The sequence below is a fragment of the Enterobacter sp. RHBSTW-00175 genome (genome assembly GCF_013927005.1).
Taxonomy (GTDB): Bacteria; Pseudomonadota; Gammaproteobacteria; order Enterobacterales; family Enterobacteriaceae; genus Enterobacter.
Window position 1 is genome coordinate 754,221 of the sequence record NZ_CP055930.1, and the last position, 24,291, is coordinate 778,511.

The following is a 24,291-nucleotide window of genomic DNA, read 5'->3' on the forward strand; positions in this document are numbered from 1 at the left end:
GAAACGCACTGTGATGTTGTCAAAATTTAAGCGTAATAAACATCAACAACACCTTGCTCAACTACCGAAGATTTCTCAGTCAGTTGATGATGTAGAGTTCTTTTACGCTCCCGCTCATTTTCGGGAGACACTTCTGGAAAAAATTGCCAGCGCCACGAGACGTATTTGCATTGTGGCTCTTTATCTCGAACAAGATGAAGGTGGCCGCGGGATCCTGAACGCGCTTTATGAAGCAAAACGGCTTCGTCCAGAGCTGGATGTACGTGTGCTGGTTGACTGGCATCGCGCACAACGCGGCCGTATTGGTGCCGTGGCTTCTAACACCAACGCAGACTGGTATTGCCGAACTGCCCAGGAAAACCCGGGGATTGATATCCCGGTTTATGGCGTTCCCGTCAATACTCGCGAAGCACTTGGCGTACTCCATTTCAAAGGCTTCATCATTGACGACAGCGTTCTGTATAGCGGCGCGAGTCTGAATGATGTTTACCTGCACCAGCTCGATAAATATCGTTACGACCGCTACCATCTGATTCGCAATCCGCAGATGGCTGACATCATGTTCAACTGGGTTGATAAGAATCTGGTGCATGGACGTGGCGTGAATCGTCTTGATAACCCTCACCGTCCCAAGAGCCCGGAAATTAAAAACGACGTTCGTCTCTTCCGCCAGGAATTACGTGACGCGATTTATCATTTTCAGGGTGATGCAAACAACGAGCAGTTATCTGTCACTCCGCTCGTTGGACTGGGCAAGTCGAGCCTGCTGAATAAGACCATCTTCCATCTGATGCCGTGCGCCGATCAGAAACTTACGATCTGCACCCCTTACTTCAACCTGCCGGCCGTGCTGGTGCGTAACATCATTCAGCTGTTACGTGATGGTAAGAAGGTCGAAATCATCGTGGGTGATAAAACCGCGAACGACTTTTTTATCCCGGAAGATCAGCCGTTCAAAATCATCGGTGCATTGCCTTATCTCTATGAGATTAACCTGCGCCGTTTCCTGAGCCGTTTACAGTACTATGTCAACACTGACCAGCTAGTTGTGCGCTTGTGGAAAGATGAAGACAATACCTATCACCTGAAAGGGATGTGGGTAGATGATGAGTGGATGCTGCTGACAGGTAATAACCTGAACCCGCGTGCCTGGCGCCTGGATCTGGAAAATGCCATTCTGATCCACGATCCACAGCATGAACTGGCCGCGAAACGTGAACGCGAACTGGATTTGATTCGCACGCATACCACGGTGGTGCGTCACTACCGCGATCTGCAAAGCATTGCTGATTATCCGGTGAAAGTCCGCAAGCTCATTCGCCGTTTGCGTCGGATCCGTATCGACCGCCTTATTAGCCGCATTTTGTAACGCCAGGCCCTGTCAACGACGGGGCTTTTTTTATGGAGCTCATTGTGCGTATACCTCTGCTGCTTACAATCCTCTGTCTGACTGGATGTAGCCACATGGCTAACGATAACTGGTATGGCCAGGACAAGGCTCAGCACTTTCTTGCCTCAGCAATGTTGTCCGCTGCGGGCAATGAATACGCACAACATCAGGGTTACAGCCAGGATCGTAGCGCGGCGATTGGTTTCATGTTTTCTGTAAGCCTTGGGGCATCCAAAGAGCTTTGGGACAGCCGCCCGGCAGGGAGCGGCTGGAGCTGGAAAGATTTCGCGTGGGATGTCGCCGGAGCAACCACCGGCTATGCCGTGTGGCAGATGGCGCATTATTAAAGGCGGATCCCCTTCCCTTTACGGTGCAGCATCAGAGAAACAATAAAGGCCAGCGCCCCCATGACGGTGACATACCAGAAGAAGGTCGTTTCGCTTCCCCATGATTTGAGAGACAGCGCGACATATTCAGCTGAGCCCCCAAACAGTGCGTTAGCCACCGCGTAAGAGAGACCAACCCCCAGAGCACGCACCTGTGCAGGGAACATTTCCGCTTTTAATATCCCGCTGATAGAGGTGTAGAAACTGACTATCACCATTGCCATCATAACGAGGGCAAAAGCTGCATAAGGCGAGGAGACATGCTGAAGTGCGGACAAAATGGGCACGGTACATAACGCAGACATTCCGCCAAAAATCAGCATCGATGTGCGCCGACCAATTTTATCAGAGAGCGCGCCAATCACCGGTTGTATCAGCATAAAGACAAACAGCGCCACGGTCATTACTACACTGGCGACGTTCGCGTGCATTCCCGTTGTGTTCACCAGGTACTTTTGCATATAGGTGGTGAAGGTGTAAAAGCTTAGCGAGCCCCCGGCGGTGAAGCCCAGCACCATCAGAAATGCTTTGCGGTTACGCCATAAGCCTTTGAACGATCCGGCTTCCTTTAACGCCCTGACTTCCTGCTGCGATGTTTCATCTAACTGTCGACGCAGCCAAAGCGCAACGATCGCCAACACGGCCCCCATTGCAAAGGGGATCCGCCATCCCCAGGCGTGTAACTGTTCATCGGTCAGGATCTGCTGAAGGATCACCACCACAAGGATCGCCAAAAGTTGGCCGCCAATGAGAGTGACATACTGGAAAGATGCGTAGAATCCTTTACGACCTTCGAGCGCAATTTCACTCATGTAGGTCGCGCTGGTGCCGTATTCCCCGCCAACCGAAAGCCCCTGGAATAAGCGAGCCAGTAACAGCAGCGCCGGTGCCCATGTACCAATAGCGTCGTAACCCGGTAAGCAAGCAATCACAAGCGAACCAAAGCACATCATACAGACCGAGATCAGCATAGAGATTTTACGGCCACGGCGATCCGCAATTCGGCCGAACAGCCAGCCACCAATTGGGCGCATCAGGAACCCAGCGGCAAAAACGCCCGCAGTTTGCAGTAGCTGCGTGGTTGTGTTACCGGACGGGAAGAAAATGTGAGCAAAGTAGAGCGAACAGAACGAATAGACGTAGAAGTCGAACCATTCAACCAGATTTCCTGAAGAGGCGCTGACGATTGCCCATACCCTTCGGCGGGTATCACTGTTAGCCAGCGTCCCGTGTGATGTGATGTTTTCTGTCATTATGATTATGCTCCTGCCATCTACAGCGGCGTGTTGAGTCTAAGAGACTCAATTGCTTCGTAAATGAAATGTTATAATTTTGTTATAAACCACATTGCGATGGAGATCACATATTTCATTAGCAGGATAAGGGATTAGGAGAAAGGCCAGAAAGGGGATCGTGCGGTCGACATTGCCGGGTGGCGGCTTCGCCTTACCCGGCCTACGGTTTTGCAGGTCCGGTAAGCGTAGCGCCACCGGGCATTTTTTACGCACAAAAGCAAAAAACCCCGCACCTTTCGGTACGGGGTTCTTCTTAATTGATGCCTGGCAGTTGTATGCCGGGCTTCCTGCCCGGCACCCTGCGGGCAGCACTCCGTGCTGTGCAAATCCGCTCCCGGCGGATTTGTCCTACTCAGGAGAGCCCTCACCGACAAACAACACCTAAAACAAAAGGCCCAGTCTTTCGACTGGGCCTTTCATTTTAATTGATGCCTGGCAGTTCCCTACTCTCACATGGGGAGACCCCACACTACCATCGGCGCTACGGCGTTTCACTTCTGAGTTCGGCATGGGGTCAGGTGGGACCACCGCGCTAAAGCCGCCAGGCAAATTCTGTTAAATCTGTATCAGGCTGAAAATATTCTGTCTCTCAACCGCCGAAACAGCTTCGGCGTTGTAAGGTTAAGCCTCACGGTTCATTAGTATCGGTTAGCTCAACGTATCGCTACGCTTACACACCCGACCTATCAACGTCGTAGTCTTCAACGTTCCTTCAGGACTCTCAAGGAGTCAGGGAGAACTCATCTCGGGGCAAGTTTCGTGCTTAGATGCTTTCAGCACTTATCTTTTCCGCATTTAGCTACCGGGCAATGCCATTGGCATGACAACCCGAACACCAGTGATGCGTCCACTCCGGTCCTCTCGTACTAGGAGCAGCCCCCCTCAATTCTCCAGCGCCCACGGCAGATAGGGACCGAACTGTCTCACGACGTTCTAAACCCAGCTCGCGTACCACTTTAAACGGCGAACAGCCGTACCCTTGGGACCTACTTCAGCCCCAGGATGTGATGAGCCGACATCGAGGTGCCAAACACCGCCGTCGATATGAACTCTTGGGCGGTATCAGCCTGTTATCCCCGGAGTACCTTTTATCCGTTGAGCGATGGCCCTTCCATTCAGAACCACCGGATCACTATGACCTGCTTTCGCACCTGCTCGAGCCGTCACTCTCGCAGTCAAGCTAGCTTATGCCATTGCACTAACCTCCTGATGTCCGACCAGGATTAGCTAACCTTCGTGCTCCTCCGTTACTCTTTGGGAGGAGACCGCCCCAGTCAAACTACCCACCAGACACTGTCCGCAACCCGGATTACGGGTCTACGTTAGAACACCAGCCATTAAAGGGTGGTATTTCAAGGTTGGCTCCACGCAGACTGGCGTCCACGCTTCAAAGCCTCCCACCTATCCTACACATCAAGGACCAGTGTTCAGTGTCAAGCTATAGTAAAGGTTCACGGGGTCTTTCCGTCTTGCCGCGGGTACACTGCATCTTCACAGCGAGTTCAATTTCACTGAGTCTCGGGTGGAGACAGCCTGGCCATCATTACGCCATTCGTGCAGGTCGGAACTTACCCGACAAGGAATTTCGCTACCTTAGGACCGTTATAGTTACGGCCGCCGTTTACCGGGGCTTCGATCAAGAGCTTCGCGTTGCCGCTAACCCCATCAATTAACCTTCCGGCACCGGGCAGGCGTCACACCGTATACGTCCACTTTCGTGTTTGCACAGTGCTGTGTTTTTAATAAACAGTTGCAGCCAGCTGGTATCTTCGACTGATTTCAGCTCCACCCGCAGGGGCTTCACCTACACATCAGCGTGCCTTCTCCCGAAGTTACGGCACCATTTTGCCTAGTTCCTTCACCCGAGTTCTCTCAAGCGCCTTGGTATTCTCTACCTGACCACCTGTGTCGGTTTGGGGTACGATTTGATGTTACCTGATGCTTAGAGGCTTTTCCTGGAAGCAGGGCATTTGTTACTTCAGTACCGTAGTACCTCGTCATCACACCTCAGCGTTAAAAAGAGTCCGGATTTACCTAAACTCTCCGCCTACATGCTTAAACCGGGACAACCGTCGCCCGGCTAACATAGCCTTCTCCGTCCCCCCTTCGCAGTAACACCAAGTACAGGAATATTAACCTGTTTCCCATCGACTACGCCTTTCGGCCTCGCCTTAGGGGTCGACTCACCCTGCCCCGATTAACGTTGGACAGGAACCCTTGGTCTTCCGGCGTGCGGGCTTTTCACCCGCATTATCGTTACTTATGTCAGCATTCGCACTTCTGATACCTCCAGCATCCCTCACAGGACACCTTCAACGGCTTACAGAACGCTCCCCTACCCAACAACGCATAAGCGTCGCTGCCGCAGCTTCGGTGCATGGTTTAGCCCCGTTACATCTTCCGCGCAGGCCGACTCGACCAGTGAGCTATTACGCTTTCTTTAAATGATGGCTGCTTCTAAGCCAACATCCTGGCTGTCTGTGCCTTCCCACATCGTTTCCCACTTAACCATGACTTTGGGACCTTAGCTGGCGGTCTGGGTTGTTTCCCTCTTCACGACGGACGTTAGCACCCGCCGTGTGTCTCCCGTGATAACATTCTTCGGTATTCGTAGTTTGCATCGGGTTGGTAAGCCGGGATGGCCCCCTAGCCGAAACAGTGCTCTACCCCCGAAGATGAGTTCACGAGGCGCTACCTAAATAGCTTTCGGGGAGAACCAGCTATCTCCCGGTTTGATTGGCCTTTCACCCCCAGCCACAAGTCATCCGCTAATTTTTCAACATTAGTCGGTTCGGTCCTCCAGTTAGTGTTACCCAACCTTCAACCTGCCCATGGCTAGATCACCGGGTTTCGGGTCTATACCCTGCAACTTAACGCCCAGTTAAGACTCGGTTTCCCTTCGGCTCCCCTATACGGTTAACCTTGCTACAGAATATAAGTCGCTGACCCATTATACAAAAGGTACGCAGTCACACCACGAAGGTGCTCCCACTGCTTGTACGTACACGGTTTCAGGTTCTTTTTCACTCCCCTCGCCGGGGTTCTTTTCGCCTTTCCCTCACGGTACTGGTTCACTATCGGTCAGTCAGGAGTATTTAGCCTTGGAGGATGGTCCCCCCATATTCAGACAGGATACCACGTGTCCCGCCCTACTCTTCGAGTTCACAACCTGTGTGCTTTCGTGTACGGGGCTATCACCCTGTATCGCCGGACTTTCCAGACCGTTCCACTAACACACAAGCTGATTCAGACTCTGGGCTGCTCCCCGTTCGCTCGCCGCTACTGGGGGAATCTCGGTTGATTTCTTTTCCTCGGGGTACTTAGATGTTTCAGTTCCCCCGGTTCGCTTCGTTAAGCTATGTATTCACTTAACGATAGTGTGTCGGAACACACTGGGTTTCCCCATTCGGAAATCGCCGGGTCAAAGGTTCATATCACCTCGCCGGCGCTTATCGCAGATTAGCACGTCCTTCATCGCCTCTGACTGCCAGGGCATCCACCGTGTACGCTTAGTCGCTTAACCTCACAACCCGAAGATGTTTCTTTCGATTCATCATCAAATTGCGAAAATTTGAGAGACTCGAACACACCACTTAAGGTGTGTCGTTTCAATTTTCAGCTTGATCCAGATTTTTAAAGAGCAAATATCTCAAACATGACTCGCTGAGTCAGTTTTGAGATACGGGGGTCGGCGACTTTCACTCACAAACCAGCAAGTGGCGTCCCCTAGGGGATTCGAACCCCTGTTACCGCCGTGAAAGGGCGGTGTCCTGGGCCTCTAGACGAAGGGGACACTGAAGTCTGCTTCGGCAAGACGCCTTGCTATTTACTTTTCATCAGACAATCTGTGTGAGCACTACAAAGGCAGGTTCTTTAAGGTAAGGAGGTGATCCAACCGCAGGTTCCCCTACGGTTACCTTGTTACGACTTCACCCCAGTCATGAATCACAAAGTGGTAAGCGCCCTCCCGAAGGTTAAGCTACCTACTTCTTTTGCAACCCACTCCCATGGTGTGACGGGCGGTGTGTACAAGGCCCGGGAACGTATTCACCGTAGCATTCTGATCTACGATTACTAGCGATTCCGACTTCATGGAGTCGAGTTGCAGACTCCAATCCGGACTACGACATACTTTATGAGGTCCGCTTGCTCTCGCGAGGTCGCTTCTCTTTGTATATGCCATTGTAGCACGTGTGTAGCCCTACTCGTAAGGGCCATGATGACTTGACGTCATCCCCACCTTCCTCCAGTTTATCACTGGCAGTCTCCTTTGAGTTCCCGGCCGAACCGCTGGCAACAAAGGATAAGGGTTGCGCTCGTTGCGGGACTTAACCCAACATTTCACAACACGAGCTGACGACAGCCATGCAGCACCTGTCTCAGAGTTCCCGAAGGCACCAATCCATCTCTGGAAAGTTCTCTGGATGTCAAGAGTAGGTAAGGTTCTTCGCGTTGCATCGAATTAAACCACATGCTCCACCGCTTGTGCGGGCCCCCGTCAATTCATTTGAGTTTTAACCTTGCGGCCGTACTCCCCAGGCGGTCGACTTAACGCGTTAGCTCCGGAAGCCACTCCTCAAGGGAACAACCTCCAAGTCGACATCGTTTACGGCGTGGACTACCAGGGTATCTAATCCTGTTTGCTCCCCACGCTTTCGCACCTGAGCGTCAGTCTTTGTCCAGGGGGCCGCCTTCGCCACCGGTATTCCTCCAGATCTCTACGCATTTCACCGCTACACCTGGAATTCTACCCCCCTCTACAAGACTCTAGCCTGCCAGTTTCGAATGCAGTTCCCAGGTTGAGCCCGGGGATTTCACATCCGACTTGACAGACCGCCTGCGTGCGCTTTACGCCCAGTAATTCCGATTAACGCTTGCACCCTCCGTATTACCGCGGCTGCTGGCACGGAGTTAGCCGGTGCTTCTTCTGCGAGTAACGTCAATCACCAAGGTTATTAACCTTAATGCCTTCCTCCTCGCTGAAAGTACTTTACAACCCGAAGGCCTTCTTCATACACGCGGCATGGCTGCATCAGGCTTGCGCCCATTGTGCAATATTCCCCACTGCTGCCTCCCGTAGGAGTCTGGACCGTGTCTCAGTTCCAGTGTGGCTGGTCATCCTCTCAGACCAGCTAGGGATCGTCGCCTAGGTGAGCCGTTACCCCACCTACTAGCTAATCCCATCTGGGCACATCTGATGGCAAGAGGCCCGAAGGTCCCCCTCTTTGGTCTTGCGACGTTATGCGGTATTAGCTACCGTTTCCAGTAGTTATCCCCCTCCATCAGGCAGTTTCCCAGACATTACTCACCCGTCCGCCGCTCGTCACCCAGGAGCAAGCTCCCTGTGTTACCGCTCGACTTGCATGTGTTAGGCCTGCCGCCAGCGTTCAATCTGAGCCATGATCAAACTCTTCAATTTAAGTTTGATGCTCGTGAATTAAACTTCGTAATGAATTACGTATGTTCACTCAGAGACTTGGTATTCATTTATCGTCTTGCGACGTTAAGAATCCATGTCACTTTGAGTGCCCACACAGATTGTCTGATAAATTGTTAAAGAGCAGTGCCGCTTCGTTTTCGCTGCGGCGCGGGGTGTGCATATTACGCTTTCCCGCTACAGAGTCAAGCATTTATTTTCGCTTTTCTCCGGGATTCTTCAGCGGCTTTCGCCGGAGAACCCTGCTGACCCGGCGGCTTGCTTGCCGTTGTTCCGTGTCAGTGGAGGCGCATTATAGGGAGTTATTCTGAAGCTGCAAGTGCAAAGTGAAAATTATTTACTGACCGCTCACTTTCCAGGCAAAACACACTCCAGACATTCATTTTCGCCTGGTTTTTAAACAAAAACGAGCCGCAAGCGACTCGTTTTTGATGTTTTGTGACTTACTGCACTGCCACAATTCGATCTTCATTCACTTCCAGACGAATTACTTTTCCTGGAATCAACTCCCCGGAAAGGATTTGCTGAGCCAGAGGGTTTTCGATCTGCTGCTGGATAGCACGTTTCAGAGGGCGTGCACCATAAACAGGATCGTAGCCATTCTCACTGAGCAGTTTCAGCGCGTCATCAGAGATGTGAATTTCATACCCACGTTCTTCCAGACGTTTATAAAGACGCTGGAGCTGAATCTGCGCGATAGAAGCAATGTGTTTTTCACCTAATGGGTGGAATACCACGACTTCATCGATACGGTTAATGAACTCAGGGCGGAAGCTATGACTCACAACCCCCAGAACCAGTTCCTTCATATGACCGTAATCCAGCTCACCAAAACGTTCCTGAATCAAATCAGAACCCAGGTTAGACGTCATGATCACAACGGTATTACGGAAATCGACTGTTCTCCCCTGCCCATCGGTGAGTCGTCCATCATCCAGAACCTGCAACAGAATGTTGAACACATCCGGGTGCGCTTTCTCCACTTCATCCAGAAGAATGACGGAGTAAGGACGGCGGCGTACCGCTTCAGTCAGATAGCCACCTTCTTCGTAGCCAACGTATCCCGGAGGTGCACCCACCAGACGTGAAACCGAGTGTTTTTCCATAAACTCAGACATATCGATACGGATCATCGCGTCATCGCTATCAAACATAAAGTTTGCCAGCGCTTTGCAGAGTTCTGTTTTACCCACCCCCGTTGGCCCCAGGAACAGGAATGAACCAATCGGACGATTTGGGTCAGACAAGCCCGCACGGCTACGGCGAATTGCATTCGATACAGCCTCAACGGCTTCATCCTGGCCGATAACCCGGTGGTGTAAGTCCTGCTCCATCCGCAGCAGTTTTTCACGTTCACTTTCCATCATGCGAGCGACCGGGATACCCGTCCAGCGCGCCAGCACTTCAGCGATTTCCGCATCGGTCACTTTGTTACGCAGCAGACGCATGGTTTTGCCTTCTGTCTGCGTTGCAGCTTCCAGCTGTTTTTCCAGCTCTGGAATTTTACCGTACTGAAGTTCAGACATCCGCCCCAGGTCACCTACCCGGCGAGCCTGTTCAATGGCAATTTTTGCCTGCTCCAGTTCTGCCTTAATCGTCTGGGTACCCGAAAGCGACGCTTTCTCCGCTTTCCACTCTTCTTCTAACTCAGAATACTGGCGCTCTTTGTCATCCAGTTCCTCGTTAAGCATATCCAGGCGTTTCTTACTGGCTTCATCAGACTCTTTCTTCAGCGCCTGCTGTTCCAGCTTGAGCTGAATGATTCGGCGGTCGAGTCTGTCCAGCTCTTCGGGTTTTGAGTCAATCTGCATACGAATACTCGACGCAGCTTCATCAATAAGGTCGATAGCTTTATCCGGCAGCTGGCGATCGGAGATATAACGGTGCGAAAGCGTCGCCGCTGCAACAATGGCCGGGTCGGTGATCTGCACATGGTGGTGCAACTCATAACGCTCTTTCAGGCCACGTAAAATCGCAATGGTGTCTTCGACCGTTGGCTCAGCAACGAATACTTTCTGGAAACGACGCTCAAGCGCAGCATCTTTTTCAATATACTGACGATACTCATCAAGCGTTGTCGCACCGACACAGTGAAGTTCACCACGCGCCAGCGCCGGTTTCAGCATGTTCCCGGCATCCATTGCGCCATCCGCTTTACCGGCACCGACCATAGTGTGCAATTCGTCGATAAACAGAATGACGTTGCCTTCCTGTTTTGCCAGGTCGTTAAGCACGCCTTTCAGACGTTCTTCGAATTCACCGCGGTATTTCGCCCCGGCTACCAACGCACCCATATCCAGAGCCAGCACACGGCGACCTTTCAGGCCTTCCGGTACTTCTCCATTAACAATACGTTGCGCCAGCCCTTCAACGATGGCGGTTTTACCGACACCCGGCTCACCAATCAAAACGGGATTGTTTTTGGTACGACGTTGCAGCACCTGGATGGTACGGCGAATTTCTTCATCACGGCCAATTACCGGGTCAAGCTTGCCCTGCTCGGCACGCTCGGTCAGATCGACCGTAAATTTTTTCAAAGCCTGACGTTGGTCTTCGGCTCCTTGATCGTTCACGCTTTCACCTCCGCGCATTTTTTCAATCGCCTGAGTCACGTTGGCGGTTGTTGCTCCGGCAGTTTTCAGCAGGTCGGTCAAAGTACCGCGTGATTCAAGCACCGCCAGAACAAACAGTTCCGACGATATAAAGTTGTCGCCACGTTTTTGCGCCAGTTTGTCGCAAAGATTCAGTACACGTACCAGATCCTGGGACGGCTGAACATCACCGCCAGTCCCTTCTACCTGCGGCAACCGGCTCAGTGCCTGATCGATAGCCGTGCGCAACTGGCCAGCATTAATACCGGCGGACGTTAATAATGGACGTACCGATCCCCCTTCCTGATTCAGCAAGGCGCTCATTAGATGAAGAGGTTCGATAAATTGGTTGTCGTGCCCCAGTGCGAGGGACTGGGCATCGGCGAGTGCTAGCTGGAATTTATTAGTAAGACGATCCAGACGCATAACTCCTCCCATAACAGGTCAAATTTGCTACTGGAGATTAAATGAGGTCATCCCTCAATTATTCAAGGTTAATGACCTGAATTATGTGAAAAGAAAACGGCACGTACCGGATCGTCTTGATTCTTTAGGTTATATCAGCCAAATAAAACTTGCCATACGACCCGTCGTCTTGTCACGACGATAAGAGAAAAAATCACCCTTTTCGGTGAACGTACAGCGATCGCCACCGAAGATTTGCGTAATGCCCGCGCGATTCAGACGCTGACGCGCAAGCTGATAAATATCGGCCAGATACTTTTCACCCACCGGCTGAAACGCGGTGACGGCTTGCGAGTCTTTATCCATAAAGGCTTCGCGTACCTCGGGCCCAACTTCAAATGCACGAGGACCAATTGCCGGGCCAAGCCAGGCAATAATGTTGGCAGGGTCATCGGCAAAGCAGGCGACCGTCTCCTCCAGAACCCCTTCGCACAAGCCACGCCATCCCGCGTGCGCGGCCGCGACTTCAGTTCCAGCATGGTTACAGAAGAGAACCGGCAGGCAATCGGCGGTCATAACGGCACAAACTGTCCCGGGAGTATTACTGTAAGAGGCGTCGGCGCGTTTAGAAACATAGGGTTCACCCGTCAGTTTCAGTACGTCCTTGCCATGCACCTGCTCGAGCCAGACGGGTTTTGACGGTAAGTCACCGGCCGCAAACATACGCTTGCGGTTTTCCTCAACGTGTTCCAGAACATCACCGCAATGCGCGCCGAGATTTAATGACTCCCACGCGCCCTGGCTTACCCCGCCGATGCGGGTCGAACTACAGGCGGCCACGCCCTCAGGAAGTGGCCACTCCGGGACAATCAGTTTGGTCATAACCAGGCCACCTGGTCCTTATGCTCTTCAAAATCAGCACGTAATGCTTCGATAAGCTCCACCATATCCTGTGGGATAGGCGCGTGCCATTCCATCTGAATGCCGGTGATCGGATGGTAAAGACGCAGCATTGTTGCGTGCAGTGCCTGGCGGTCAAACTTGCGCAGGACGCTGATGAACTCATCAGATGCGCCTTTAGGTGGGCGCGGACGACCACCGTAAACCTGGTCACCCACCAGCGGATGAGTGATGTGTGCCATATGGACACGAATCTGGTGTGTACGACCCGTTTCAAGGCGCAGACGCAGACGCGTATGGATACGGAAATGCTCCATAATGCGGTAGTGCGTTACCGCCGGTTTCCCCATTGGGTGCACCGACATATGCGTGCGTTTGGTTGGGTGGCGGCTGATAGGTTCTTCTACCGTGCCCCCCGAGGTCATATGACCAATCGCGACAGCTTCATATTCACGGGTAATTTCACGCAGCTGCAACGATTCCACCAGACGTGTCTGTGCAGGAATGGTTTTCGCCACCACCATCAGACCTGTGGTGTCTTTATCCAGACGGTGAACAATACCGGCGCGCGGAACGTCCGCAATTGGCGGGTAATAATGGAGGAGCGCGTTTAATACTGTACCATCAGGATTACCGGCACCTGGATGAACAACCAGATCGCGCGGCTTGTTGATAACCAGAATGTCATCATCTTCGTAGACGATGTCCAGTGGGATATCCTGCGGTTCAAAACGCACTTCTTCTTCAATTTCAGCATTGATGGCGACAGCTTCCCCACCTAACACTTTCTCTTTTGGTTTGTCCCAGACTTTGCCGTTTACCATCACGCGTTGGTCAAGGATCCATTCTTTTATACGTGAACGCGAATAATCAGGGAACAATTCGGCCAAAGCCTGATCTAAGCGTTGACCGAGCTGATTTTCGGAGACTGTTGCGGTGAGTTCTACTCGTTGTGCCATAAACTGCTTCTTCGTTTAACGTTGGGTTTTACGGCTTTGCCGTTTAATATAGTGTGCTATTGTAGCTGGTCTTAATCGGGAGCAGGAACAGAGTTTCTCCCGGACAAACATTTGAGGAAAGTCAAAACGTCATGACGCGCATGAAATATCTGGTGGCAGCGGCCACGTTGAGCCTGGCTTTGGTGGGCTGCTCCGGTTCAAATGAACAGGTCCCTGACAATCCGCCGAATGAAATCTATGCGACTGCACAACAAAAGTTGCAGGACGGTAACTGGAAACAGGCGATAACGCAACTGGAAGCGTTGGATAATCGCTATCCATTTGGTCCGTATTCACAGCAGGTACAGTTAGATCTCATCTACGCATACTATAAAAATGCCGATCTGCCGCTGGCTCAGGCAACCATCGATCGTTTCATGCGTCTGAACCCGACTCATCCTAACATCGACTATGTGATGTACATGCGCGGCCTCACCAACATGGCGCTGGACGACAGTGCTCTGCAAGGTTTCTTTGGTGTTGATCGTTCCGACCGCGATCCTCAACATGCGCGTGACGCCTTTAACGACTTCTCCAAGCTGGTGCGCAGCTATCCAAACAGCCAGTATATTACCGATGCCACTAAACGTCTGGTTTTCCTGAAAGACCGTCTGGCTAAGTATGAATACTCCGTTGCCGAATACTACACTCGCCGTGGCGCATGGGTTGCCGTGGTTAACCGTGTAGAAGGAATGCTGCGCGATTACCCAGATACGCAAGCCACGCGTGATGGCCTGAAGCTGATGGAAAATGCATACCGTCAAATGCAGATGAACGCGCAGGCTGAAAAGGTCGCGAAAATCATCGCCGCGAACAGCAGCAATACCTGATATTCCGCTCAAAGCAAAACGGCAGCCCAATGGCTGCCGTTTTTTTATTCGTTTCTGTCGCAAGCTGAAGCGGTTTAGCTACAACACATCCTATCAACTATGGCCTCAATTTCTGACTTCGACAAGGTAAAAATCGCCTCTTCCTGTCCTGCCTCACAAAAAAGATTCCCTGACAAAAACCGACAAAATAACGTGATCTAAATCACACATTTTGACATTAGGACAGGTATGCTGGAATCACCAAGACGGAAAGACAAGAGGTAAAATTTATGACAATGAACATTACCAGTAAACAAATGGAAATTACTCCGGCAATTCGCCAGCACGTCGCAGACCGTCTCGCCAAACTGGATAAATGGCAAACTCATTTGATTAATCCACATATCATCCTGTCCAAGGAGCCACAGGGTTTCATCGCTGACGCAACTATCAATACTCCAAACGGCCATCTGGTCGCCAGCGCTAAACACGAGGATATGTACACCGCAATTAACGATTTGATCAACAAGCTGGAACGGCAGCTCAATAAAGTGCAACACAAAGGCGAAGCCCGTCGCGCCACAACATCGGTGAAAGACGCCAGCCTCGCGGAAGAAGTTGAAGAAGAGTAATCCTTTAAATTGAGTGTACCGCCAACGCGCCTTCGGGCGCGTTTTTTATTGACAGGGTGAAAACAGTGCAGGTACTTTAACGGTATCAACCACAGGATGACTCAATGAAACTAACGCCGTTTTTCTTCGCATTCTTTTTTACCTTCCCCTGAATGGGAGGCGTTTCGTCGTGTGATAAAGAATGCGAAGACGAACAACAAGGCCTCCCAAACCGGGGGGCCTTTTTTATTGATAACGATAAAATGAGACAGGCAACACTATGACACCGGAAAACCCGTTACTGGATCTGCGAGTAAAAATCAGCGCGCTGGATGAAAAATTACTGGCACTGCTGGCAGAACGCCGCTTACTCGCTGTCGAAGTGGGCAAAGCCAAGCTGGACTCCCATCGCCCCGTACGTGATATCGACCGTGAGCGTGACCTGCTGGAGCGTCTGATTCAGCTTGGAAAAGCGCACCACCTTGATGCCCATTACATCACCCGTCTGTTCCAGCTTATCATCGAAGATTCCGTTCTGACCCAACAAGCGCTGTTACAGCAGCATCTGAACAAAACTAATCCGCACTCTGCCCGTATCGCGTTTCTGGGTCCGAAAGGTTCGTATTCACACCTGGCGGCACGTCAGTATGCAGCCCGCCATTTCGAAGAGTTTATCGAAAGTGGATGCGCGAAGTTTGCCGACATTTTCAATCAGGTTGAAACCGGCCAGGCCGATTACGCCGTGGTCCCGATTGAAAATACCAGCTCCGGCGCCATCAATGATGTCTACGACCTGCTGCAACACACCAGCCTGTCGCTGGTTGGCGAGCTGACTATTCCAATTGACCACTGTGTTCTGGTCTCAGGCTCCACTGACCTGAGCAAAATCGACACGGTGTACAGCCATCCGCAGCCGTTCCAGCAATGCAGCCAGTTCCTGAACCGCTATCCGAACTGGAAGATTGAGTACACCGAAAGTACCTCTGCGGCGATGGAAAAAGTCGCGCAGGCAAACTCCCCGACCGTAGCCGCACTGGGTAGCGAAGCGGGTGGCGCACTGTACGGATTGCAGGTGCTGGAACGTAACCTCGCTAACCAGACGCAAAACATTACGCGTTTTGTGGTGCTGGCGCGCAAAGCCATTAATGTGTCCGATCAGGTCCCGGCAAAAACCACGCTGTTGATGGCCACCGGCCAGCAGGCTGGTGCGCTGGTTGAAGCCCTGCTGGTGCTGCGTAATCACAATCTGATTATGACCAAACTGGAATCGCGCCCGATCCACGGCAACCCGTGGGAAGAGATGTTCTATCTTGATGTTCAGGCCAATCTGGAATCTGCATCCATGCAGAAAGCCCTGCGTGAGCTGGGTGAAATCACCCGCTCAATGAAAGTGCTCGGTTGCTATCCGAGCGAAAACGTTGTTCCGGTCGACCCGGCTTAACGTTCGATAAAGCGGCTTTTCTTCATCCCTGCCACGCTGACAGGCAGGGTGAAGATGGCCCCGGAAAGCGGATATTTCGCTGTTTCAGCAGCGTCCATATTTTCCCGGGTCGTCGTGATAAACAACGTCTTCATATCGTCACCGCCAAAGCAGACCATCGTCGGGCAACGAACCGGAAGCCGGTATTCCTCGAGCTGTTCACCCTTTGGTGAAAATCTGGCGATGCGCCAGCCATCAAACAACGCGCTCCAGTAACAGCCTTCCACGTCCATCGCGGCACCGTCAGGTATCCCCTCGCCTTCCTTAAACCGCCGGAAAACATCTCGTTTGCCAGGCTCCCCCTGTTCATCCAGCGGTGTGCGATAGATAACGCCATTCGGCGTGTCAGAGGTAAACATCCATTGCTGGTCATTACTGAATGCCAGGCCGTTATGCCCGTGGATATCGCACTGAAGTACCTTCGGGGTCAGGTCGTTGTCGATACGCATCAGCATTGCGCCGTTATAGTCCCCAGGCCCCCAAAACGTCCCCGCATAGAAGCGACCACGGTGATCGGTGCCACCATCATTAAATCGTGCCAGCTGCGGGTTCGAGGGGTTGTCGCACACCTTGCGCTGAGGCAGCCCGTGCTTATCGGTCAACCAGATGGCATTTCGCATCGCGACAATAAAACCGCCACGTTCCCGCAGGGCAAAACATCCAACCTCTTCATGAAATGACAGGACAGTGTGCTCAGCCGTTGGCAGATGGTAACGATGGATCTCCCCTTCCAGAATATCAGCCCAGTAGAGTGCATTTTCATCTTCGCTCCACGTCGGGCATTCCGGTAAGTGCCCGGTGTAGTTCAATAACAGCTGCGGTTCCGTCATGTCATTTCCCCAAAAGAAAAAAGCCAGCAATGCTGGCTTTTAGTATATACATCATCACATTACTGGCGACTGTCATTTGCCTGGCGCAACAGGGTGCGGCTTTCGCTCTGGAAACGCTGCGCATAATCGCCAAACCAGTGTTCAACCTTACGGAAGCTGTCGATAAATGCTTGTTTATCGCCATGCTCCAGCAAGGTGATGGCCTCGCCAAAGCGCTGGTAGTAGCGTTTAATCAGCGTCAGGTTGTTCTCTGACGACATAATAATGTCAGCATAAAGCTGCGGATCCTGCGCAAACAGACGCCCTACCATGGCCAGCTCCAGGCGATAGATTGGCGAAGAAAGCGCCAGCAACTGCTCAAGCTGCACGTTTTCTTCCGCCAGATGCAGGCCATAAGCAAAGGTTGCAAAGTGGCGCAGCGCCTGGATGAACGCCATGTTCTGATCGTGCTCAACCGCGCTAATGCGGTGCAAACGCGCACCCCATACCTGAATCTGTTCCAGGAACCACTGATAAGCTTCCGGCTGACGGCCATCACAATAGACCACCACCTGTTTGGCAAGGCTACCGCTATCCGGGCCAAACATCGGATGCAGACCCAGCACCGGGCCAGTGTGAGCGGCCAGCATCGCCTGCAACGGACCGTTTTTCACCGACGCCAAATCCACCAGAATACAATCCTCCGGCAGCGGAGGTAGTTTCTCGATAATCTGTTCCGTCACGTGAATTGGCACGCTAACGATCACCATGCCCGCATCTTTTATCAGTTCTGGCGCGCGAGCCCAGTCCTCTTTTTCCAGAATACGAACCTGATAGCCAGAAAGCGTCAGCATTTTTTCAAACAGACGCCCCATCTGGCCCGCACCGCCCACAATCACAACCGGTCGCAGCGACGGGTAAAGGGTTTTAAAGCCTTTGTCGTTTTCGCTGGAATAGGATTCACGCATCACCCGACGCAGTACATCTTCAATTAAGTCTGGAGAAACCCCCAGCGCCTGCGCCTCTTTGCGGCGGGACGCAAGCATGGAAGCTTCACGCTCTGGTACATAAATCGGCAGGCCATATTTACTCTTAACCTCGCCCACTTCGGCAACCAGAGACATACGGCGCGCCAGCAGGTCCAGCAACGCCTTATCCACTTCATCAATTTGATCGCGCAATGCGGTCAATTCAGCAACCATAACTACCCTCTTATGCCAGACGCGTCGCCAGCTGGCCGTTCAAATCTTTGTGGATCTCACGCAGCAGTGCATCCGTAGCTTCCCAGCTGATACAGGCATCGGTTACAGACACCCCGTGCTTCATTGCGCTACGCGGTTGTTCAGATGACTGATTGCCTTCATGAATGTTGCTTTCAATCATCAGGCCGATAATAGAACGATTGCCATCTTTGATTTGCGCGACAACAGATTCAGCAACTGCAGGCTGACGACGGTAATCTTTGTTCGAGTTACCATGACTGCAATCTACCATCAGAGCCGGACGCAGTCCCGCCTGTTCCATCTCTTTTTCACACTGAGCGACATCTGCCGGGCTGTAGTTTGGCGCTTTACCGCCGCGCAGGATCACATGGCCATCCGGGTTACCCTGCGTTTGCAGCAGACAAACTTGCCCCGCCTGGTTGATGCCAACAAAGCGGTGTGGCATTGCCGCAGCACGCATTGCGTTAATCGCAGTTGCCAGGCTGCCGTCAGTCCCGTTTTTGAAACCAACAGGCATGGACAGACCAGACGCCATCTCGCGGTGGGTTTGCGACTCAGTGGTACGCGCACCGATAGCAGACCAGCTAAACAGGTCACCCAGGTATTGCGGGCTATTCGGATCCAGCGCTTCGGTTGCCAAAGGCAGCCCCATGCTGACCAGCTCAACCAGCAGGCGACGCGCAATCTTCAGGCCTGCTTCCACATCAAACGAGCCATCCATGTGCGGATCGTTAATCAACCCTTTCCAGCCAACAGTGGTACGTGGCTTTTCAAAATAGACGCGCATCACCAGATAGAGGCTATCGCTGACCTCCTCCGCTAATGTTTTAAATCGACGGGCATATTCAATGGCGGTTTCAGGATCGTGAATGGAACATGGACCACATACCACCAGCAGACGCGGATCGCGCCCGGCGATGATGTCAGAAATGGTCTGGCGAGAGTGCTCAATTTGCTCCTCTTGCGCAATGCTCAGCGGGAATTCCGCTTTCAGTTGATCCGGGGTAATTAAAATCTGTTCGTCAGTGATATGTACGTTGTTCAGCGCGTCTTTTTGCATGATTGCGATCCTGTAAAGCTCGTTTGCGATAGTTGTTTTCCTCTAAGAGGTGGGACAACGATACCACAACAAGTAAAGATTTCAATCCAAAATACGTACACATTACTTTACAACAACCAATTTATTGCAAAAATCAGCCGATAAAATCGTAAACTAAAAATTACACCCTACTTATCTTATGCCAGGCTATGCTGAAGGAAAAAGGAGAATGTCTATGCGTTCAATCGCGTTAGCGCTACTGGTCCTTTCTTTATCAGGCTGCCAGATCAATCCCTACACCTTCCAGCCCGACTGGACAAGTCCTGACTGGTTTGGCGCGGGAAAAGAAGACGCCATGAACGGCGTACCGGTTAAAGATAATCAGGCGCTGGCCGATAATTTTAACGACCCGAAAATTGATCGTAGTGAATATCTCCGCGGTTATGCGGAGGGTCAGAAGAAAGTTTGTGAAGAAGGTTTTATTCATGCATGGGGTTTAGCAGGAAAATCATTTCCAGCCAGTTGCGACACCGTAGAGAATGCAGCCAAACTTCACGATGCCTGGCAACAAGGGATGGATGAAAGCATGAAGGCCAGTCGGCTTAATTGATTTTTATCTTTTACCATCGTAATAAATGAAACTGTGAGATTTAACCTAAGTCAACCCAGTTGCATTTCTGACATAATGACGGCTTTGACAAACAATGGTATTCTGCCGACAACTCTTAAGGACATCTATTTCCAGAGCGGTATGGCGGTTTCTGGTGAGAATTTCATTCTTGATCTCTTTGTACCGACTAACTCTGGCATTGATACTGCTGCTTACTGCGGGCGCAACGGTTGCCGGAACGCTAACGGAGACCGATAAATCGGTGCGTTTAATTGTATCGGGTATTGTAAGTTATACCCGATGGCCAGCACTTTCCGGCCAGCCAAAACTCTGTGTTTACGCCACATCGCACTACGCGCACACACTCAGCCACACAGATGGGCATAGTGAGTTACCTTATACTCCTGTTATCGTGCGTAACGATCAGGAAGCACTGGCAGCCATGTGCGACGCTATATATTTTGGGACTGAATCCCCTGCCCAACAGCTTGATTTAATAAGTCAGTATCAGGGCCGAGCGTTGCTATTAATCTCAGAACAGAATCCGGAATGTGTTATTGGAAGCGCATTTTGTCTCATTATAGAGGACGACCGGGTTAGGTTTTCCGTAAATCTGGATGCACTGTCTCGTAGTGGTGTGAGAGTCAGTCCAGATGTATTAATGCTTGCACGGAATTCGAAGCATGAATAAGGATTTCACTTCAGCTCCACGTCCTACGTTTAAAAGAACGTTGAGGCGTATCAGCATGATAAGCGTCATAATAACAATGACGTTTATATGGCTGTTGCTTTGTTTTGCTTCCGTCGTGACGTTAAAACAATACGCGCAAAAAAATCTCGAATTAACCGGCGCAACCATGAGCCACAGCCTTGAAGCTTCACTGGTTTTCAACGACTCACTGGCCGCGAATGAAACACTCGCCACCCTCGGCAAACAGGGGCAATTTGCGGTGGCAGAAGTCCTCAATATTCATGAAAAACGTTTTGCCTGGTGGTCATGGAACCCTGAAGACAATACGGATACGCTGGGTGCGTTAGTCAGCCGCTGGTTGTTCCCAAACCCTGTCGCGCAGCCCATTATGCATAACGGAAATAAGATTGGTGAAATTCGCCTTACGGCGCGCGACAGTCTTATCAGCCACTTTATCTGGATGTCGTTTGCCGTTCTCACAGGCTGCATTCTTTTTGCTTCTCTGGTGGCATTAACCATTACCCGCTCCCTGCATCACGGCATGGTCACAGCGATGCAAAATATTACCGATGTCGTCCACGACGTACGCACCAACCGTAATTTCTCCCGCCGGGTAAAAGAGGGCAGGATCGAAGAGTTCCATCATTTTGGTGAGGACTTCAACAGCCTGCTGGACGAAATGGAAGAGTGGCAACTGAAGCTCCAGGCCAAAAATGCACAGTTGCTGCGTACCGCAATGCACGACCCGTTAACGGGTCTGGCTAACCGGGCGGCATTTCGCAACAGTATTGCGGCATTAATGAATGACCCCTCCGCAAAAATGAACTCTGCGCTGCTTTTCCTGGATGGCGATAACTTTAAATTTATCAATGATACATGGGGACATGCCGCAGGCGACTGCGTGCTAATTGAGGTCGCCAGCAGAATGGTTGAGTTCGGGGAAAACCGCCATCAATCGTACCGTCTTGGCGGCGATGAATTTGCAATGATCCTGTACGGCGTACATTCAGAACCCGATGTCCAACACATTTGTTCTGCGCTGTCGCAGCAGTTTATCCGCCCGTTCGATTTGCATAACGGGCACACAGCGTCAATGTCACTCAGCATTGGCTTTGCTCTGGCGTGGGAAAATGCTTCGGTGGAAGCATTACTGGAGCAAGCCGACCGCAATATGTACCAGGTTAAAAATCAGCGTTCAAAAACAATATCCTAGAAAGGAATACGATATGTTAAAGCGATACCTCGCACCGCTCTTACTGGCATCAATGGTTCTGGCAGGATGTCAGACGCCGCCACAAGGAAAATTCACTGCAGAGCAAATCGCCGCCATGAAGTCATATGGCTTCAATGAACTCAATGGCGACTGGTCACTGGGACTTTCAGACACTATTCTGTTCGGCAAAAATGAAGCGCAACTGCGTCCTGAGAGTGAAAAACAGATCCAGACAATGGCAACACGTCTGGCTGCGACCGGTTTAACTCATGCGCGCATGGATGGACACACCGACAACTACGGTGAAGATAGCTATAACGAAGCGTTATCGTTAAAACGAGCCAATGTCGTTGCCGACAGCTGGGCAAAAGGTGCCAGCATCCCGCGCAGTAATCTCACCACCCAGGGGTTAGGTAAAAAATACCCGGTGTCCAGCAACAGTACATCGAAAGGTCGTGCTGAAAACCGCCGCGTAGCAGTAGTCATCAGCACGCCATAGACATTATTTAACGGATGATTCGGCGAGCAACACATTTATGGCCGCTCGCCAGCGCAGCCAGTCAAACAAAATGAACAGCAACAGACTGCCTCCCATCACCGGAAGCGCCAGTCCCAGCAGTATGCTCATAACTGCAGTGACTAACCTTGCAGGAAGCGATAACGCCAGCCAGCTCTGACAGAGTGTCTGAACCGGGTTTGCGCTTGACTGCGCAGGACGACGCATCCACCACAGGCGGTATCCCCAAATGATCAGCACGCAGAGCGCCAGACCAAAAGCGATAAGCAAAAGCTGGTTTGCCAGACCAAACAAAATCCCCATGTGGAAATCCACACCCCAGCGGGTCAGCTTGGCCATGAGCGGGAAATCGTCGAACCGGGTTCTGTCCAGGACCTGCATGGAATGGGGATCAACCGACACGCTATCTACCTGTGTCGGCCAGCTACGATCGATTTCGGTTACCGTCCAGGCTTGATTAGCTACTTTGGCCGGGCGGATCTCCAGCTTGCTGGCATCGATTCCTGCCTTTCTGGCGGCATCCAACACACCGTCAAACTGCGTCAGATCCATATCCATCTCTGGCATCATCATTCCGCCATGATGACCGTGATGCTCAGCGTGCTCATCCATCTGCTGAGGCGCACCGGAAAGCTGGGTGTTAACCTGCGGCGTGAGCCAGTTCATTTCAGCACGCAGTTTATCGACATTCCCCCCTGCCCACTGCGACCAGGTCAGCCCGGTTGCCGAGAACAGCAACATCCCGCCCAGCAAGGTCCAGCCGAGCGTGACATGCAGGCGTCGACGGTTCTGGAAGCGATTATTGATGCGTCGCTTTGGCCGGGTATAAAACCACAGAGCAATTCCCCCCAGTGCGGCAACCCACATCCATGAAGCGGCCAGCTCGCTGTAAAGCCGTCCGGTATCACCCAGCATCAGCGAGGTATGCAGATAATCAATAGTCTGACGAAGTGGCAGAATTCCACTGGTGCCGTATACCGTCAGATCGCCACGCACTTCAAGGCTGACAGGATCGATAAAAATCGCCCGATTCTCTGATGACCCAAGCGAAGGGTCGGCGAACATCACACGGGTCGTTTCACCTTCAGTCAGTCCAGGGCGAACGGCATGCAGTCTCAGTTCCGGGCCCACAGTTTTTTCTGCCACGGCAATTTGTTCCGCCAGCGACTGCGGTTCCCCCACAGCATCCGTGTGAAGCGCGTGCCGGTACAACACATTTTCCAGCTGCGGCGTTGCCACATACAGCGTGCCGGTCAGGGCCGCGAAGAAGATAAACGGGCCGACAAACAGCCCAATATAGAAATGGAGTCGACGCAGCAGGTTTCCCCATGCCGCGCGCGGAGTGCAGGTGGTCATACTTTTCCTTTTTAAGGCAAAAAGTTATCGAATTTATTTTTAAAGGGAAAAAGCAGACCAGCGCGGTGGCGCGCGAGTATCAGGATAAAGCCAGGGGAAAAAGTGCCAGTGACTGACCGCCTGACGAGGCGGCTTTACCTGCAGTCTTTGCATCACCACACTGAGCAGGACGATCAGCGCCAGCATCATACCCGGGACATGGGCTAACAGTACGCAGTAACCACACGCTTCAGCATGATCGACCGGCATGGTGTGCTGCATATCGCCATGATGTTCATCCATCGACATCATGCTCATATCATGATGCATTCCCGGCATCGCGCTCATGGGATCTTTTTGCAACGAGACGGAGACAAGCGGCGCCACCACGATCAGCAGGATCGCAAACAGCGCGGTCAATGCCGCTGCGCGTTTCCAGTTGTGCTGATGCAGTGTGTTATCCACTTACCCTCCACCGAAGAGGCAAACATTGTAAATGATTTATGACGAAAGGGTTAACGCGAGAGATGCGTTGAGATAAAAAAAGGGCCA

19 protein-coding genes, 1 tRNA gene, 3 rRNA genes and 1 other annotated feature are annotated in these 24,291 nt (G+C 51.8%); of the genes, 10 read left to right on the plus strand and 13 right to left on the minus strand.

The genetic code is table 11. The features are described 5' to 3' along the window. Nucleotides 1-13 precede the first annotated feature (13 nt). The gene (gene pssA / locus HV107_RS03550; protein WP_182063448.1) at nucleotides 14-1,369 is read left to right on the plus strand and encodes a CDP-diacylglycerol--serine O-phosphatidyltransferase; all 1,356 of its coding nucleotides are present in this window, start codon (nucleotides 14-16) and stop codon (nucleotides 1,367-1,369) included. A 32-nt stretch (nucleotides 1,370-1,401) separates the two neighbouring features. After that, entirely contained in the window at nucleotides 1,402-1,737 is a 336-nt protein-coding gene (locus HV107_RS03555) for a YfiM family lipoprotein (RefSeq protein ID WP_409050248.1), read from the plus strand. Here the strand turns inward: HV107_RS03555 and HV107_RS03560 are convergent. From HV107_RS03560 to rluD, 8 genes are all read right to left on the minus strand, one after another. Then, nucleotides 1,734-3,029 carry an MFS transporter gene (locus HV107_RS03560; protein WP_182062104.1) on the minus strand — a complete coding sequence of 432 codons (1,296 nt, stop codon included), beginning with the start codon at nucleotides 3,027-3,029 and terminating at the stop codon, nucleotides 1,734-1,736. The genes HV107_RS03555 and HV107_RS03560 overlap by 4 nt on opposite strands. 472 nt (nucleotides 3,030-3,501) lie before the next feature. Further along, nucleotides 3,502-3,617, minus strand: a 5S ribosomal RNA gene (gene rrf, locus HV107_RS03565). 71 nt (nucleotides 3,618-3,688) lie between these two features. After that, nucleotides 3,689-6,594: ribosomal RNA gene (locus tag HV107_RS03570) — 23S ribosomal RNA — on the minus strand. Nucleotides 6,595-6,788: 194 nt separating this feature from the next. Further along, nucleotides 6,789-6,864: transfer RNA gene (locus HV107_RS03575), tRNA-Glu, on the minus strand. 86 nt (nucleotides 6,865-6,950) lie between these two features. Continuing rightward, nucleotides 6,951-8,490: ribosomal RNA gene (locus tag HV107_RS03580) — 16S ribosomal RNA — on the minus strand. The 16S, 23S and 5S rRNA genes sit together here with 1 tRNA gene alongside, the layout of an rRNA operon. A gap of 461 nt (nucleotides 8,491-8,951) precedes the next feature. Continuing rightward, nucleotides 8,952-11,525 carry an ATP-dependent chaperone ClpB gene (gene clpB / locus HV107_RS03585; RefSeq protein ID WP_182062105.1) on the minus strand — a complete coding sequence of 858 codons (2,574 nt, stop codon included), beginning with the start codon at nucleotides 11,523-11,525 and terminating at the stop codon, nucleotides 8,952-8,954. A 129-nt stretch (nucleotides 11,526-11,654) separates the two neighbouring features. Then, on the minus strand, nucleotides 11,655-12,386 hold the full coding sequence (gene yfiH, locus HV107_RS03590; RefSeq protein WP_182062106.1) for a purine nucleoside phosphorylase YfiH: 732 nt from the start codon (nucleotides 12,384-12,386) through the stop codon (nucleotides 11,655-11,657). After that, nucleotides 12,383-13,363 carry a 23S rRNA pseudouridine(1911/1915/1917) synthase RluD gene (gene rluD / locus HV107_RS03595; protein WP_182062107.1) on the minus strand — a complete coding sequence of 327 codons (981 nt, stop codon included), beginning with the start codon at nucleotides 13,361-13,363 and terminating at the stop codon, nucleotides 12,383-12,385. Before rluD ends, yfiH begins: the two co-directional genes overlap by 4 nt. A gap of 131 nt (nucleotides 13,364-13,494) precedes the next feature. Here rluD and bamD point away from each other — a divergent pair, with 131 nt between their 5' ends. The 4 genes from bamD (at nucleotide 13,495) to pheA (ending at nucleotide 16,263) form a co-directional block, all read left to right on the plus strand. Next, nucleotides 13,495-14,232 (plus strand): outer membrane protein assembly factor BamD, encoded by a 738-nt coding sequence (gene bamD, locus HV107_RS03600; protein ID WP_181620428.1) that lies wholly within the window; start codon nucleotides 13,495-13,497, stop codon nucleotides 14,230-14,232. Between the two features lie 269 nt (nucleotides 14,233-14,501). Beyond that, nucleotides 14,502-14,843 (plus strand): ribosome-associated translation inhibitor RaiA, encoded by a 342-nt coding sequence (gene raiA / locus HV107_RS03605; RefSeq protein ID WP_014071397.1) that lies wholly within the window; start codon nucleotides 14,502-14,504, stop codon nucleotides 14,841-14,843. 103 nt (nucleotides 14,844-14,946) lie between these two features. Further along, nucleotides 14,947-15,072: a sequence feature (Phe leader region), on the plus strand. Beyond that, nucleotides 14,948-14,995, plus strand: a complete 48-nt coding sequence (pheL, locus tag HV107_RS03610) for a pheA operon leader peptide PheL (RefSeq protein WP_100249759.1) — start codon at nucleotides 14,948-14,950, stop codon at nucleotides 14,993-14,995. Its footprint overlaps the feature before it by 48 nt. A gap of 30 nt (nucleotides 15,073-15,102) precedes the next feature. Next, entirely contained in the window at nucleotides 15,103-16,263 is a 1,161-nt protein-coding gene (gene pheA, locus HV107_RS03615; protein WP_182062108.1) for a bifunctional chorismate mutase/prephenate dehydratase, read from the plus strand. Here pheA and HV107_RS03620 read toward each other — a convergent pair. From HV107_RS03620 to aroF, 3 genes are read right to left on the minus strand one after another with little or no spacing between them, the layout of a single operon-like run. After that, nucleotides 16,260-17,132, minus strand: a complete 873-nt coding sequence (locus HV107_RS03620) for an SMP-30/gluconolactonase/LRE family protein (RefSeq protein ID WP_182062109.1) — start codon at nucleotides 17,130-17,132, stop codon at nucleotides 16,260-16,262. The genes pheA and HV107_RS03620 overlap by 4 nt on opposite strands. A 59-nt stretch (nucleotides 17,133-17,191) precedes the next feature. Next, nucleotides 17,192-18,313, minus strand: coding sequence for a bifunctional chorismate mutase/prephenate dehydrogenase (gene tyrA / locus HV107_RS03625; protein WP_182062110.1), 1,122 nt, complete (start codon nucleotides 18,311-18,313; stop codon nucleotides 17,192-17,194). A gap of 10 nt (nucleotides 18,314-18,323) precedes the next feature. Continuing rightward, nucleotides 18,324-19,394, minus strand: a complete 1,071-nt coding sequence (gene aroF / locus HV107_RS03630; protein WP_182062111.1) for a 3-deoxy-7-phosphoheptulonate synthase AroF — start codon at nucleotides 19,392-19,394, stop codon at nucleotides 18,324-18,326. 214 nt (nucleotides 19,395-19,608) lie between these two features. On the opposite strand from aroF, the gene HV107_RS03635 reads away from it, so the two are divergent. From HV107_RS03635 to HV107_RS03655, 4 genes are all read left to right on the plus strand, one after another. Continuing rightward, complete coding sequence (locus HV107_RS03635) at nucleotides 19,609-19,983, plus strand: DUF2799 domain-containing protein (protein ID WP_182062112.1); 375 nt, start codon at nucleotides 19,609-19,611, stop codon at nucleotides 19,981-19,983. Between the two features lie 154 nt (nucleotides 19,984-20,137). Next, nucleotides 20,138-20,674 (plus strand): YfiR family protein, encoded by a 537-nt coding sequence (locus tag HV107_RS03645; RefSeq protein WP_395677025.1) that lies wholly within the window; start codon nucleotides 20,138-20,140, stop codon nucleotides 20,672-20,674. After that, nucleotides 20,667-21,887: a diguanylate cyclase DgcN gene (dgcN, locus tag HV107_RS03650; protein WP_182062113.1), complete on the plus strand. Its 1,221-nt coding sequence runs from the start codon at nucleotides 20,667-20,669 to the stop codon at nucleotides 21,885-21,887. The genes HV107_RS03645 and dgcN overlap by 8 nt, the downstream gene beginning before the upstream one ends. Nucleotides 21,888-21,900: 13 nt before the next feature. Continuing rightward, entirely contained in the window at nucleotides 21,901-22,386 is a 486-nt protein-coding gene (locus tag HV107_RS03655; RefSeq protein ID WP_182062114.1) for an OmpA family protein, read from the plus strand. A 3-nt stretch (nucleotides 22,387-22,389) separates the two neighbouring features. Here HV107_RS03655 and HV107_RS03660 read toward each other — a convergent pair whose 3' ends face one another. Next, nucleotides 22,390-23,760 (minus strand): PepSY domain-containing protein, encoded by a 1,371-nt coding sequence (locus HV107_RS03660; protein ID WP_182062115.1) that lies wholly within the window; start codon nucleotides 23,758-23,760, stop codon nucleotides 22,390-22,392. A 39-nt stretch (nucleotides 23,761-23,799) separates the two neighbouring features. Further along, the gene (locus HV107_RS03665) at nucleotides 23,800-24,204 is read right to left on the minus strand and encodes a DUF2946 domain-containing protein (protein ID WP_182062116.1); all 405 of its coding nucleotides are present in this window, start codon (nucleotides 24,202-24,204) and stop codon (nucleotides 23,800-23,802) included. Nucleotides 24,205-24,291: the final 87 nt, after the last annotated feature.

Bases quoted from the DNA above. Each gene is read 5' to 3' on its own strand.
- pssA (WP_182063448.1), top strand. From the start codon at position 14: ATGTTGTCAAAATTTAAGCGTAATAAACATCAACAACACCTTGCTCAA.
- HV107_RS03555 (WP_409050248.1), top strand. From the start codon at position 1,402: ATGGAGCTCATTGTGCGTATACCTCTGCTGCTTACAATCCTCTGTCTG.
- HV107_RS03560 (WP_182062104.1), bottom strand. From the start codon at position 3,029: ATGACAGAAAACATCACATCACACGGGACGCTGGCTAACAGTGATACC.
- clpB (WP_182062105.1), bottom strand. From the start codon at position 11,525: ATGCGTCTGGATCGTCTTACTAATAAATTCCAGCTAGCACTCGCCGAT.
- yfiH (WP_182062106.1), bottom strand. From the start codon at position 12,386: ATGACCAAACTGATTGTCCCGGAGTGGCCACTTCCTGAGGGCGTGGCC.
- rluD (WP_182062107.1), bottom strand. From the start codon at position 13,363: ATGGCACAACGAGTAGAACTCACCGCAACAGTCTCCGAAAATCAGCTC.
- bamD (WP_181620428.1), top strand. From the start codon at position 13,495: ATGACGCGCATGAAATATCTGGTGGCAGCGGCCACGTTGAGCCTGGCT.
- raiA (WP_014071397.1), top strand. From the start codon at position 14,502: ATGACAATGAACATTACCAGTAAACAAATGGAAATTACTCCGGCAATT.
- pheA (WP_182062108.1), top strand. From the start codon at position 15,103: ATGACACCGGAAAACCCGTTACTGGATCTGCGAGTAAAAATCAGCGCG.
- HV107_RS03620 (WP_182062109.1), bottom strand. From the start codon at position 17,132: ATGACGGAACCGCAGCTGTTATTGAACTACACCGGGCACTTACCGGAA.
- tyrA (WP_182062110.1), bottom strand. From the start codon at position 18,313: ATGGTTGCTGAATTGACCGCATTGCGCGATCAAATTGATGAAGTGGAT.
- aroF (WP_182062111.1), bottom strand. From the start codon at position 19,394: ATGCAAAAAGACGCGCTGAACAACGTACATATCACTGACGAACAGATT.
- HV107_RS03635 (WP_182062112.1), top strand. From the start codon at position 19,609: ATGCGTTCAATCGCGTTAGCGCTACTGGTCCTTTCTTTATCAGGCTGC.
- dgcN (WP_182062113.1), top strand. From the start codon at position 20,667: ATGAATAAGGATTTCACTTCAGCTCCACGTCCTACGTTTAAAAGAACG.
- HV107_RS03655 (WP_182062114.1), top strand. From the start codon at position 21,901: ATGTTAAAGCGATACCTCGCACCGCTCTTACTGGCATCAATGGTTCTG.
- HV107_RS03660 (WP_182062115.1), bottom strand. From the start codon at position 23,760: ATGACCACCTGCACTCCGCGCGCGGCATGGGGAAACCTGCTGCGTCGA.